The organism is Tenacibaculum sp. E3R01 (assembly GCF_003318185.1).
In the GTDB taxonomy this organism is placed as follows: domain Bacteria; phylum Bacteroidota; class Bacteroidia; order Flavobacteriales; family Flavobacteriaceae; genus Polaribacter; species Polaribacter halocynthiae.
In genome coordinates this window covers 104059-117818 of sequence record NZ_QOCC01000019.1, presented here as the reverse complement: position 1 = coordinate 117818, position 13760 = coordinate 104059, and the positions used below count along the sequence as shown (strand labels likewise).

The 13760-nt window shown below is 27.9% G+C and carries 9 protein-coding genes; 5 read left to right on the top strand and 4 right to left on the bottom strand.

Features of this window, described 5'->3' with window-relative positions:
* Nucleotides 1–55: 55 nt before the first annotated feature.
* Nucleotides 56–2179, bottom strand: coding sequence for a Tex family protein (locus DS884_RS05635; RefSeq protein WP_113786520.1), 2124 nt, complete (start codon nt 2177–2179; stop codon nt 56–58).
* Nucleotides 2180–2286: 107 nt separating this feature from the next.
* Between DS884_RS05635 and DS884_RS05630 the strand changes: the two genes are divergently transcribed.
* Both DS884_RS05630 and DS884_RS05625 read left to right on the top strand, forming a co-directional pair.
* On the top strand, nt 2287–3084 hold the full coding sequence (locus tag DS884_RS05630; RefSeq protein WP_113786084.1) for a LytTR family DNA-binding domain-containing protein: 798 nt from the start codon (nt 2287–2289) through the stop codon (nt 3082–3084).
* An 89-nt stretch (nt 3085–3173) separates the two neighbouring features.
* Nucleotides 3174–4274, top strand: coding sequence for a serine hydrolase domain-containing protein (locus DS884_RS05625; protein ID WP_093869823.1), 1101 nt, complete (start codon nt 3174–3176; stop codon nt 4272–4274).
* A gap of 94 nt (nt 4275–4368) precedes the next feature.
* Here the strand turns inward: DS884_RS05625 and DS884_RS05620 are convergent, their stop codons facing one another.
* The 3 genes from DS884_RS05620 to metG form a co-directional block, all read right to left on the bottom strand.
* Nucleotides 4369–6792 carry a hypothetical protein gene (locus DS884_RS05620; RefSeq protein ID WP_113786083.1) on the bottom strand — a complete coding sequence of 808 codons (2424 nt, stop codon included), beginning with the start codon at nt 6790–6792 and terminating at the stop codon, nt 4369–4371.
* Nucleotides 6793–7172: 380 nt separating this feature from the next.
* Entirely contained in the window at nt 7173–9593 is a 2421-nt protein-coding gene (locus tag DS884_RS05615) for a hypothetical protein (RefSeq protein ID WP_113786082.1), read from the bottom strand.
* Nucleotides 9594–9801: 208 nt separating this feature from the next.
* Complete coding sequence (gene metG / locus DS884_RS05610; RefSeq protein ID WP_113786081.1) at nt 9802–11856, bottom strand: methionine--tRNA ligase; 2055 nt, start codon at nt 11854–11856, stop codon at nt 9802–9804.
* A gap of 103 nt (nt 11857–11959) precedes the next feature.
* Between metG and DS884_RS05605 the strand changes: the two genes are divergently transcribed.
* The 3 genes from DS884_RS05605 to DS884_RS05595 are packed head-to-tail and all read left to right on the top strand — an operon-like array spanning nt 11960 to nt 13744.
* Entirely contained in the window at nt 11960–12400 is a 441-nt protein-coding gene (locus DS884_RS05605; protein WP_113786080.1) for a GNAT family N-acetyltransferase, read from the top strand.
* Nucleotide 12401: 1 nt separating this feature from the next.
* On the top strand, nt 12402–13385 hold the full coding sequence (locus DS884_RS05600; RefSeq protein WP_113786079.1) for an LD-carboxypeptidase: 984 nt from the start codon (nt 12402–12404) through the stop codon (nt 13383–13385).
* Nucleotides 13385–13744, top strand: coding sequence for a YraN family protein (locus DS884_RS05595; RefSeq protein WP_113786078.1), 360 nt, complete (start codon nt 13385–13387; stop codon nt 13742–13744). The genes DS884_RS05600 and DS884_RS05595 overlap by 1 nt, the downstream gene beginning before the upstream one ends.
* Nucleotides 13745–13760: the final 16 nt, after the last annotated feature.

The window sequence follows — 13760 nt, the reverse complement described above, 5'->3', positions numbered from 1 at the left end:
TTGCGTCTTACTTTTTGATTAAAAATATATTTATAGAATAAGATTTACAGTTTTACTAAAAATTCATGCTCAATTGAATACGTTTTCTTTGAATGTCTACTTCTAAAACTTTAACTTGAACATGTTGTTGTAAGTTAACATGCTCATTAATATCTTGTACAAAGGTATTTGATAGGTTTGATACGTGAACTAAACCACTTTCTTTAATGCCTATATCTACAAAGCAACCAAAATTTGTAATATTATTTACAATACCAGGTAAAATTTGCCCTGTTTTAAGGTCATTAATAGTTTTTATATATTCGTTAAAGCTAAAAGCTTTAGCTTTTTTTCTTGGATCTAATCCCGGTTTTTCTAACTCTTTAATAATATCTTGTAGTGTTGGTAACCCAAAAGAGTCAGTAACGTACTGTTGTAATTTTATTTGTTTTAATGCAGAAGTATTTCCTATTAATTCTGTTATATTATTTCCAGAATCTTTAGCTATTTTTTTAACCAAAGAATATTGTTCTGGGTGAACCGCTGAATCGTCTAAAACATTATCTCCATTTTTAATTCGTAAAAATCCAGCAGATTGTTCAAAAGCTTTCCCTCCTAAACGAGGTACCTTTTTTATAGCAGTTCTATTGCTAAATGCACCATTTTCATTTCTATAGTTTACAATGTTTTCTGCTAATTTGGTACCTATACCAGATACATAACTTAATAACGATGCACTTGCTGTGTTTATATTTACACCAACTTTATTAACACAATGTTGCACAATAGTGTCTAATGATTTGTTAAGTTTAGATTGGTCAACATCATGCTGATATTGTCCTACACCAATTGATTTTGCGTCAATTTTTACTAACTCAGCTAATGGGTCTGCTAATCTACGGCCAATAGAAATTGCCCCTCTAACAGTAACATCGTAATTAGGAAACTCATCACGAGCAATTTTTGAAGCAGAATAAATAGATGCACCAGCTTCACTTACTACAAAAACTTCTATGTTGTTTTTAAAATGAATTCGTTTTATTAATTGCTCACTTTCTCTTGAAGCTGTTCCATTTCCTATAGCTATAGCCTCTATTTTATAAGCATCTACTAGTGTACTAATTTTTTTTATAGCTTCGGTAGCTTTATTTTGAGGAGCGTGAGGGAAAATAGTTTCGTTGTGTAATAAATCACCTTGTTTATTTAAACAAACAATTTTACATCCAGTTCTAAAACCTGGGTCAATAGCTAAAATTCGTTTTTCACCTAAAGGGGAACCAAGTAAAAGTTGCTGTAAATTTTTAGCAAATACTTTTATAGCATTTTCATCAGCTTTTTCTTTTGCTATACTCATTGTTTCATTAGTAAGAGCAGGAAACAATAAACGTTTATAAGAGTCTGAGATTGCTAATTCTATTTGTTGAGCACACTCATTATGAGAACGAATTATTCGATCTTCTATTTTTTGAAGTGCTCGGTCGTTATCTATTTCAATTTTTATACGAATAAAGCCTTCTTTTTCTGCACGTAATATTGCTAATAAGCGATGAGACGGGATACGACTTAGGTTTTCTTCCCAAGAAAAATAATCTTTAAATTTTTGAGCACCGTCTTCGTCTTTTTTAGATTTAATTATTTTAGTTGAGATAATTGCAAAACGCTCTAGTTGGTAACGAATGTTATTTCTAATATCACTTCGTTCGTTTATCCATTCAGCAATAATATGGCGTGCTCCTTCTAAAGCATCTTCAGTGGTTTCAACTTCATTAGAAGTGTATTTTGATGCTGTGAATTCTAAATCATTCACACGTTGACTCATAATCATTTTAGCCAAAGGTTCTAATCCATTTTTACGAGCAGTTTCTGCTTTAGTTTTACGCTTTTTCTTATATGGTAGATAAATATCTTCAAGAGTGGTAAGACTCTCGGTGTTTTCAATTTTTAGCTTTAACTCATTTGTTAATACCTCTTGTTCTTCGAGAGCTTTTAGTATTGTAGTTTTTCTTTTCTCTAAAGTTTCATATTGTTCTTTTAATTGAACAATTTGACCTATTTCAACTTCATCTAAATTTCCTGTTTTTTCTTTTCTATATCTTGCTATAAATGGAATAGTGCAATCTTCATTTAATAGTTCAATAGTGTTTTGAATTGATTTTTCTGAAATTTCTGAACGAGAGGTAATATATTTTATCAAGAGTATAATTTTAAATTTTGATGGAGTCAAGCAAAAATAATGAAATAAAAAATAGGCAGATGTTATCTTAATAAATAATCTAATTGTTAGTTTTGAAATTATAAATAAAGAAAATGAAGAAAGAATATCCTTTAAATAAAAATATTAAAAATCATTTATTGTTAGGGATAATTTTGTGTCTTTGGGTTTTTGTTTTCTTGTTTTTTGCTGAGCCTTTTGATATTCATAAGTTTACAACTACTGAAAAGTTAATTTTTCTTCCTGTTTATGGGGTAATTCAAGGAATATGTTATTGTTTGCCTATTTTGTATCAAAACAAATTTAAAAATAGTGTTTGGCGTGTAAAAAATGAATTGATTTTTATTGTACTTATGATTGTTGTTGGCTTTGGAATTAACTTTTTGTTTTACAAAAATATTGTAGCATATAATGAACCTGATACTTATGAGTATTACCATTATTTTAAATGGATTTATGCTCCAGCTTTAGCTATAATTCTTCCTTTTATAATTATAGGAAGATATGTAATGGGTAAATTTTTTGAGAATGAAATTAAAACTGATAAGAAAAAGATAATCATTAAAGGAAAGGGAAAGTATGATCTTATTACTTTACATATGGATGAATTAGTTTTTATTCATTCATCTGATAATTATGTTGACGTTTTTTTCATTGAAAAAAATATTTTAAAGAAAAAAACACTTAGAGAAACACTATCTGGGTTAGAAAAATCATTTACGTTTTTAATGAAAACTCATCGTTCTTTTTTAATAAATCCCAATCATTTTAAACAATTTAAAATAGAAAATAAAAAACTTTATATTGATATAGGTTTCGGAAAAAAAATTCCTGTATCTAGAAATTTACAAACTTCAATAAAATCTAAATTACCAATTACCACAAATAAGTAGCGTTTCACCACACAGCTAGTAAAATCAAACATTTTTAAGGTTTTTGAAATTAATTTTGAAACTATAAATTAATTTTAAAACTTACTAGAATGATTAAAAAAGTGCTACTGTTTTTAATGTTTTTAACTTTACAATCTTGCCACATAGGAAGAATGATTCGGTATTATAAAGCAGATATTGATGATCACAAAATATTCCCTTATACTGAAGTGAATAAAGGAGAAGAAGTGTTTTATTTTAAAGATAGTACTAATTCTAAACTATCAGAAAAAATAAAGAACATAAAGGTTTTAGAAAATGAAAGAGAACATTTTATTGATGATTTTTTAGATAAAGAAACAGAAGCTACAGCTTTTTTAGTTATAAAAGATGATGCCATACTTTTTGAAAAGTATTACGAAGGATATAAAAGAGATTCAATATCTAATATCTTTTCGGTATCTAAATCTGTAACGTCTTTATTAGTAGGTATAGCTTTAGATGAAGGTCTAATTAATAATGTAAACGATCCAATTACCAAATATATCCCTGAGCTTTCAGAAGCTAATAAAACATTTAATAAATTAACTATAGAACATTTATTAAATATGCGATCTGGTTTAAAGTTTAATGAAACATACAGTAGTCCTTTTGATGAGGTTAGTAAGTTGTATTATGGGAAAAATCAAATGAAACAAATTTCAAGTATGGAATTTATTCATGAGCCTGGTACTTATCATGATTATCAAAGTGTTTGTACTACGCTATTAGGTATAGCTATTGAACGAGTATCAAATAAACAATTGGGTAAATATTTAGAGGAAAAATTATGGAAACCATTACAAATGGAAAATAATGCTACCTGGAGTTTAGATGATAAAACTCGTAAAAACACTAAAGCATTTTGTTGTTTAAATACAACTGCAATTGATTTAGCCAAATTAGCTAGATTGGTATTGAATAAAGGACGATTTAATGGGGAACAAATTATTTCAGAAAAATGGATAAATAAATTAACTACTCCTAATAAAATGAATGATTGTTATCAATATCAGTGGTATAGCAATGAATGTTCAGATGATTATTATGCTCTAGGTATTTTAGGGCAGATAATATATATTGTGCCTAGTCAAGATTTAATTATTATTCGTTTAGGTAAATCATCTGGTAAAATGTTTTTATCAAAAGTAAAAGAAGCTGTGAGTATTTAAAAAATCACCCCTTCACTTAATAGTAAAGGGGTGAACAGTATAAAAGTTGGTATTAATAGTTGGTTAGTTGCTTTTAGTGATATTATTTAGTTTATTATTGATTTTGACCTGTATTTAGAGTTTTATTACCTACGATGTATGTGCCTTTTTGTGTCATACCTTCTATAAAAAAAGATATACTAGTTTTAGCAGGGTTGTATATTTTAAAAGTTAAATTACCATTATCGTCTATTTTACAATGAGGAATCCAATCTATAACTCCATATTCTTTATAAAAGGTATCATGATAGGTTTTGTATTTAGGAACATAAAATTTTTTACTGCTAGAAAAAGTTAAAGGGAATTGAAACTTTCTAGTATTATCAATAGGTTTTCTCATTTTATGTGTTTTTAACGTGTAAATTTTTAAAACACCAGCTATTCCTCTAAAGCCTTCTCCTAAACCATTTGGATTGGCAATTATATAATCTACATAGCTCATATCATAATTGTATAAAAAAGAATAATCTGTTTGCATTATATCATCTATATATACAAGAGGACTAGCATTTTCGTTCCTAAAAGACATAGAAGTAGATCCGTTTAAAATAAATTCTCCTGAAGTTTCATCTGCACTAAAACCAGGAACATATGCGTTTACATAATATGCTAATGACAAGTGAGCATCTCTAATATTGTCACTAATTAGGTAAGCATTTCCCCAATGTTTAGATAGAATACGGTTCATTCTTTTTCGTCTTATATTACCGCTAACTTCAACTTCTTCTAGATTTTGTTGATTGTTTAATTCAAAATTAGTAAAAGCTTCTGCTTTTGTTTCTGCAGAATACACTGAAAATTTTGGAGATAATGTAGAAGTAAAATAGTTATTGAATTTTGGTACCTTATTTGGGTAAAATTGAATGTACAAATTAGGTTTAATAAGTTTACCTTTTTTATTTAACACACTTACATCTAAAGTTTCATCATCTTGAGGGTATAAGCCTGCTTCTGTAAAACTTTTTTTACTTTTCGATAAATTTATAATACTAGCATTATTATTCATTAGTGGTGAAATGAAAAAAGTAGAATTGTTTAAGTTGTTTTTATTTACTTTTATAACAATACCATTTTCAAAAGGAAAACTATTAATAGGTTTACTATTAAAAATAGTACTCCATTTATAACTACTCCAACCTTGAGTAATTAATAAATTGTCTAAGTCATACTTCTTTTTTCGGTTAATATTGGTGAAATAGTAGTCTGCATTTTCTATATACCCTTTTACATAAGGTTGCAAGTGAGTGTATGAAATAATATTATGGTTTTTTTGATAAGAATTTGTTTCTTTTGGTAATACTGAAACACTTAAATGTATATTATTTTTAGGTTCATTTAATGATTTAGTAAAAGGAATGCTAATTTTTAAAGAATCACCAATTTTCGAAAAACTAGACTTCCCTAAGGATTCTATATTAATACCTTTGTAGTTAAAAAAAATACGCTCAAGTATAGGATTGTTATTAGTGTCAAAAAGAGTAAAAACATTTATCCCAGGAAGCAAATTTTTGTAATCAATTACTTTAACAAACCTTGTTTTTTTAAATTTAATAGTTCCCTCTTTTATAATATTACCATTATGTATTATTAATTTAAAAGGTTTGTTTTTTATATTCTTCAAAGTTTTTCTGTTCGTGTTTAGTTCTATCGCAACTTTTGAATTTGATTGATTAAGACGAATTGAAATTCCTTTGTTTTTAATACCGGTTATAGCGTATTTGTATTTTTTATTTAGGTGGTTTATTTTAACTGTATAACTTTTGTTAGTTTTTGGAGTAAATAAAAATTTGCCGATACCCAAAAAGTTAGTTTTAAATGTTGTTACTATTTGGTTGCTTGAATTGTAAAGACTTCCTTCAATATTAGGAACACCATATCCATTTTCATTTTTTATAGTTACGCCTACATTTGTTTTTACATCACTAACAAAATGACCACCTTCAGGTAATAGTTGTACATCTAATACATTAGATATTTTCTTTCTTTTTTCAAAAGCATTCTTTTCAGGATCTATAACATTAAAAGATTCAATATAAGCATTAGGTTCATCAAAATTTTTCATCCAATTTGTATAGGCTTTAAAAGTGTATTGTCCTGTTGTAAAAAGACTATCTATTTTAAAAGTATTGTATGCAACACCCTTATTGATATTAAGAAGTTGACTTTTAATAATTTTATTATTCTTGTCAGTAATTACACAGTATAAGTTTTTGGTTGATTGTGATGCTTTTTTTTGTGTTTTATCTATTACGTAACTACTAAACCCTAATACTTCTCCTTTTATGTATGTTGATTTGTTAAGATGACAATAAGCAGTTTCTCGGTAGTTAGAAGTATATTCTTGAAAGTTCTTAATTATAGAGCTAGGTTTTTTTTGTTGTGCAGAAGAAAATGAAGTTATAAGAACACAATTAAAGAAAAGAAGTAATTTTAATACAAGAATTGATGTTTTTTTAGAAGGTAAGTGATTGGTTTTCATTTGTTTTGTTTGTTGGTAATTAGTTTTTTTTAATTATCAAAAACTATACCTAAAGCAGTGTTTTGTTATTTTTTTGTTAAAAAAAATAATGAGGTTTTACTTAAGTAATTGTATGTGTTTTTAATTCTTTATTTTTTAACTAAAAAAGGAATGATACAATTTTAATTGAGCAATTCAACAGTATTTTAAATTGATCTTTTTTGAAATGTCAAAATAGGAAGTAATATGTTTTATTAAAAAATGTAATCTTAAATTATTTAAGTAAAAAAGCGGTTAGTGGTTAAATAAAAACACCCCTTCACTTTATAGTAAAGGGGTGAACAGTATAAAAGCTGGTAATAATAGTTGGTTAGTTGCTTTTAGTGATGTTATTTAGTTTATTATTGATTTTGACCTGTATTTAAAGTTTTACTACTTACGATGTATGTACCTTTTTGTGTCATTCCTTCTATGAAAAAAGTGATACTAGTATTTGCAGGGTTGTGTATTTTAAAAGTTAAGTTTCCGTTTTGGTCTATTTTAGGGTTTGGAATCCAATCTATCACTCCATATTCTTTATAAAAAGTATCATGGTAAGTTTTATATTTAGGAACATAGAATTTTTTACTACTAGAAAAAGTTAAAGGAAATTGAAACTTTCGTATATTTTCAGTTGATTTTTTTGGTTTTAATGTTTTTAAGGTATAAATTTTTATAACACCGTTAGCTCCTCTAACACCTTCTCCCATTCCATGACGATTAGCTATAATATAATCTATATGACTCATATTAAAATGATATAAAAAATCATTGCTTGATTGAATCATACCGTCTAGCAATACAAGAGGAGGGGCACTACCATTAAAAGAAAGACTAGATCCTGAGCTTATAATAAATTCACCAAGGTATTCATTAGCTGAAAATCCTGGTATATATGCATTTATGTAATGTGCAAGTGTTAATCCTGAATCTCTGAAAAAATCGTTAACAATATAAACATCTCCCCAACTATTTTTTTCAATTTTGTCAATTCTTTTTTGTTCAATATTTCCTTTAATTGTAACCTCATCAAGGTTTTGTTGGTCGTTTAACTCAAACTTAGTAAAAGGGATCGTATTCTCTTCTAGGGTAAATAAAGGTGATTTTGGCGATAATGTAGAAGTAAAAAGGTTATCGAATTTTGGCACCTTATTTGGATAAAATTGGAGGTACAAATTAGGTTTAATAAGTTTACCTTTTTTATTAAGTACACTTACATCTATAGTTTCTTCATCCTGAGGGTACAAGCCAATTTCAGAAAAGCTTTTTTTGTCTTTGGGTAAGTTTATTAGCGTAGCATTATTGCTTTTCAGTGATGAAAGGAAAAAAGTTGAATTGTTTAAGTTGTTTTTATTTACTTTTACAACAATACCATTTTCAAAAGGAAAACTGTTAATAGGCTTACTATTAAAAATAGTACTCCATTCATAACTACTCCAACCTTGAGTAATTAATAAATTGTCTAAGTCATATTTCTTTTTTCTGTTAATTCTTGAGAAATAGTAACCTGCATTTTCTATATATCCTTTTAAATAAGGTTGCAAGTGTGTGTATGAAATTATATTATGATTTTTTTGATAAGAGTTTGTTTCTTTGGGTAGTACTGAAACACTTAAATGAATATTATTTTTAGTTTCATTTAATGATTTAGCAAAAGGAATACTAATTTTTAAAGAATCACCAACTTTTGAAAAACTAGATTTCCCTAAAGTTTCGATGTTAATACCGTTATAATTAAAAAAAATACGTTCTAATATAGGATTGTTATTAGTATCAAAAAGAGTAAAAACGTTTACACCAGGGAGTAAATTTTTGTAGTCAATAACTTTAACAAATTTTGTTTTTTTAAATTTAATAGTTCCCTCTTTTATAATGTTTCCATTATGTATTATTAATTTAAAAGGTTTATTTTTAATATTTTTCAAAGTTTTTCTATTCGTATTTAACTCTATTGCAACTTTTGAATTTGATTGATTAAGACGAATTGTAATTCCTTTGTTTTTAATACCAGCTATAGCGTACTTATGTTCTTTATTTAAATGATTGATTTTAACAGTATAACTTTTGTTAGTTTTAGGAACAAATAAAAATTTACCTATACCTAAAAAATTTGTTTTAAACGTTGTTATTATTTGATTGTTTGAATCGTATAGGCTACCTTCAATATCAGGAACACCATATCCATATTCATTTTTTATAGCTACACCTACATTTGTTTTTACATCTCTAACAAAATGACCACCTTCTGGTAATAATTGAACATCTAATACATTAGAAATTTTCTTTTTTTCTTCAAAAGTGGTTTTTTTAGGGTCTATTACATTAAAAGATTCAATATACGCATTGGGTTCATCAAAATTTTTCATCCAATTTGTATAGGCTTTAAAAGTGTATTGTCCTGTTGTAAAAAGACTATCTATTCTAAAGATGTTGTGAGCAACTCCCTTGTTAATTTTTAGAAGTTGACTTTTAATAATTTTATTATTCTTGTCAGTAATAACACAATATAAATTTTTGGTTGATTGTGATGCTTTTTTTTGTGTTTTATCTATTACGTAACTACTAAATCCTAACATTTCTCCTTTTATGTAAGTTGATTTGTTAAGATGGCAATAAGCAGTTTCTCGGTAGTTAGAAGTATATTCCTGAAAGTTCTTAATTATAGAACTAGGTTTTTTTTGTTGTGCAGAAGAGAACGAAGTTGTAAAAGCACAATTAAAGCAAAGAAGTAATTTTAATACAAGATTTAATGTTTTTTTTGAGGGTAAGTGATTAGTTTTCATGTGTTTTGTTTTTTAGCAATTAGTGTTTAAAAATTATCAAAAACTATACCTAAAACAGTAATTTGTTATTTTTTTGTTAAAAAAAATAACTTTTCATTATAAATTGTGCATAACTAAAAACGCTCAATAGTAGATGTCTATTGAGCGTTAAAAGAAAAATTGATGTCTTTTTTATAAGTTAAATTATATTGATAGTATGTTTTTTACATTAAGCAATAAACTCTCCATTGTTTACTTTTTCAGAAGGTTGAACAAATGCTAGTTTTCCATCAGGAGTATCGGTCATTAAAATCATACCTTGACTTACAACACCACGTAATTTACGAGGAGCTAGATTACATAAAACAGAAACCTGTTGCCCAATTATATCTTCTGGTTTAAAGCTTTCAGCAATACCAGAAACAATTGTACGTGTATCTATACCTACATTAACAGTAAGCTTTAATAGTTTTTTTGTTTTAGCAACTTTTTCAGCTTCAACTATGGTTCCTACACGGATGTCCATTTTAGTAAAATCGTCAAACTCTATGGTGTCTTTTTGAGGCTCAATTACTTTGTTGGCTGCTTCGTTTGCTTTTTTGGTAGCTTCTAATTTGTCTAATTGAGCTTGAATAGTTTTATCTTCTATTTTTGAAAATAACAATTCAGCTTTGTTAATTTGATGTTCAGAATTTAATAAAACATCTTTTTCAGCAACACTAGCCCAAGTAAGTGAGTTGTCTAAATTTAATATTGATTTTAGTTTTGTAGAAGTAAAAGGTAAAAAAGGTTCAGATAATACTGCTAAACCAGAAGCTATTTGTAAAGCTACATACATAATAGTTTTTACACGTTCTTCATCTTGTTTAATTATCTTCCAAGGTTCTTCATCAGCTAAATATTTATTACCTAAACGTGCTAAATTCATTAGTTCTTGAGATGCTTCTCTAAAACGGTAGCGTTCTATAGATTTTGCAATAATATTAGGGAACTCTTTTAATTGAGCTAAAGTATCTTCATCAATTTCGCTAAAATCATTAGGAGTTGGAATAATACCATTATAATATTTGTTTGTTAAAACTACCACACGGTTAATGAAGTTTCCAAAAATAGCAACCAATTCATTGTTGTTTTTTGCTTGAAAATCTTTCCAAGTAAAATCATTATCCTTACTTTCAGGAGCATTGGCTGTTAACGTATAACGTAATACATCTTGTTGATTAGGGAAATCTTCTAAATACTCGTGTAACCAAACGGCCCAGTTTTTAGAGGTAGACAACTTATTTCCTTCTAGGTTTAAAAACTCATTAGCAGGAACATTTTCTGGTAAAATATAGTCTCCATGTGCTTTTAACATTGCAGGGAAAATAATACAGTGAAACACAATATTATCTTTACCAATGAAGTGTACTAATTTAGTGTCGTCTTTTTTCCAATAGTCTTCCCAGTTTTTACCTTCACGTTCAGCCCATTCTTTTGTAGCAGAAATATAACCAATAGGAGCATCAAACCATACATATAAAACTTTACCATCGGCACCTTCCACGGGTACAGGAATTCCCCAATCTAAATCACGTGTTACTGCTCTAGGACGTAAACCATCATCAATCCATGACTTAACTTGACCTAAAACATTAGGTTTCCAATCATTTTTATGACCTTCTAAAATCCATTCTTTTAAAAAGGTTTCATGTTTATCTAAAGGTAAAAACCAATGTTTAGTTTCTTTTAAAGTAGGAACGTTTCCTGTAATAGCTGATTTAGGATTAATTAAATCTGTAGCATTATGGCTAGTTCCACATTTTTCACATTGATCTCCATAACTTTCTTCATTTCCACATTTCGGACAAGTACCAATTACAAATCTATCCGCTAAATATTGATTTGCTTCTTCATCATATAATTGTTCTGTTACTTCTTCAATAAACTCACCATCATTATACATTTTTGTAAAAAAATCAGAAGCTGTTTTATGATGTATTTCTGAAGATGTTCTTGAGTAGTTGTCAAAAGTAATTCCAAAATCAACAAAAGACTTTTTTATAATCCCATGATATTTATCAATGATGTCTTGTGGAGAAACGCCTTCTTTTTTAGCACGCATAGGTATGGCAACTCCATGCTCATCAGAACCACAAATGTAGGCTACATCTTTACCTTTAGCTCGTAAAAAGCGAGCATAAATATCTCCAGGAACATATACGCCTGCTAAATGACCAATATGAATTGGTCCGTTTGTATAAGGTAATGCTGCTGTGATTGTATATCTTTTTGGTGTATTCATGAATTTTATGCTAAAAATTAAAGCGCAAAAGTACAAAAAAGCAATTTTTAAAACTGATAGAAATTAGATACATTTACGTATATATTTTATCTGTACCATTAATATGAATAACATTCTGGTTAGAAAAGTAAAAGAAACAGAAATTGATTGGGTTAATTCTAAATATAAAGAGATTAACTTTAAGTTTTCTGATTATAAAAATGAGCTTATAGTTGTTGTTGAGGTTAATGGCGAAAAAGCTGGTTTAGGAAGATTAGTGTATATAGATGAAAATAATTTAGAACTTGGCGGAATATATGTGTTTGATAAGTATAGAGGTATAGGAGTGGCAGATAAAATAGTGAGTTTTTTATGTGAAGCTAACACTGATAAAAAATCTGTTATTTGGTGTTTGCCTTTTGAGAAACTAAAAGGTTTTTATAATAAGTTTGGGTTTACAACAAATCTTAGTTTACCTCCCAAAGAGATTTTAAGAAAATTAGAATGGTGTAATTCACCAGAAAATTATAGTGAAAAGGTTCTTTTACTATCTAAAATAATATAAAATGAGAAAGAAATATTATGCTGTTGCGTTATTTTTTATTTTTTCAATAGTTAATGCTCAAAATATTCCAATGAAATTAATTACACCCTCTTACTTAAAAAAAGGAGATACTATTGCAATTGTAGCTCCAGCTGGAATTTTAAAAAATAGAAAGCATGTTATTGATAAAGCAAAAGAATTAGCTGAAAGTTGGGGCTTGAAAGTTATGTATGGTAAAAACATGTTTCATCAGAATAACCATTTTGCGGGTACAGATGATGAACGTTGCCAAGATTTTCAAAATGCACTTGATAATCCTAATATAAAAGCTATTTGGTGTGCACGTGGGGGGTATGGTTCGGTAAGAATTCTTGATAAATTAGATTTTTCAAAGTTTAAAAGGGATCCTAAATGGGTAATAGGATATTCTGATATTACTGCGTTTCATAATCATATTCATAATTTAGGAATAGAAACATTGCATGCAATGATGGGAACTAGTATGCAAGATACACCTGAAAAAATAGCACATACTATAACCACTTTTAAGAAAGCATTATTTGGAGAAAAGTTGGAGTATAGTGTTTCTTCATCTAAAAAAAATAGAAGAGGTAATGTTGAAGGTGAATTAGTAGGTGGAAATATTGCTATTCTAGCTTCAATGTTGGGGTCAGAAAGTCAAATTTCTACTGAAGGTAAAATTTTGTTTATTGAAGAAATTGGTGAATATAAATATTCAATTGATCGGATGTTGCAAAGTTTAAAAAGAGCTAATTATTTTACTAAGGTAAAAGGAGTCATAGTTGGTGGAATGACGAAAGTAAAGAAGAATAGTACTCCTTGGGGCAATTCAATTGAACAGTTAATATTAGAGGTGCTACCTAAAGATATACCAGTTATGTTTAATTTTCCAGCGGGTCACGAACCTGATAATAGAGCTTTAATTTTTGGTAGAAACGTTCAATTATCTATTGATACTAAAAAGGCTTTAGTTATTTTTAAATAATGGCAGCACATAACGAATTAGGAAAAAAAGGAGAGGAGTTAGCTGAAGATTTCCTAAAAAACAAAGGCTATACCATACTAGAAAAGAATTACCGTTACCAAAAAGCTGAAGTAGATATAATTGCTAAAAAAGATAATGTATTATCTGTTGTAGAGGTGAAAACCCGTTCAACAGATTATTATGGAAATCCACAAGACTTTGTAAATCCTAAAAAGATTAAATTATTGGTAGCAGCAATTAATAACTATGTGGTTGAAAAGGATATTGATATAGAGGTGCAATTTGATATTATTGCTATTCTAAAGAAGAATGATAAAATAGTTGTTGATCATATTGAAGATGCCTTTTTATATTTTTAAAAATAGAAAAGCCAAT

Coding starts and splice junctions, on each gene's coding strand:
- DS884_RS05615 (WP_113786082.1), bottom strand. CDS start 9,593: ATGAAAACTAATCACTTACCCTCAAAAAAAACATTAAATCTTGTATTA.
- DS884_RS05605 (WP_113786080.1), top strand. CDS start 11,960: ATGAATAACATTCTGGTTAGAAAAGTAAAAGAAACAGAAATTGATTGG.
- metG (WP_113786081.1), bottom strand. CDS start 11,856: ATGAATACACCAAAAAGATATACAATCACAGCAGCATTACCTTATACA.
- DS884_RS05630 (WP_113786084.1), top strand. CDS start 2,287: ATGAAGAAAGAATATCCTTTAAATAAAAATATTAAAAATCATTTATTG.
- DS884_RS05625 (WP_093869823.1), top strand. CDS start 3,174: ATGATTAAAAAAGTGCTACTGTTTTTAATGTTTTTAACTTTACAATCT.
- DS884_RS05620 (WP_113786083.1), bottom strand. CDS start 6,792: ATGAAAACCAATCACTTACCTTCTAAAAAAACATCAATTCTTGTATTA.
- DS884_RS05595 (WP_113786078.1), top strand. CDS start 13,385: ATGGCAGCACATAACGAATTAGGAAAAAAAGGAGAGGAGTTAGCTGAA.
- DS884_RS05600 (WP_113786079.1), top strand. CDS start 12,402: ATGAGAAAGAAATATTATGCTGTTGCGTTATTTTTTATTTTTTCAATA.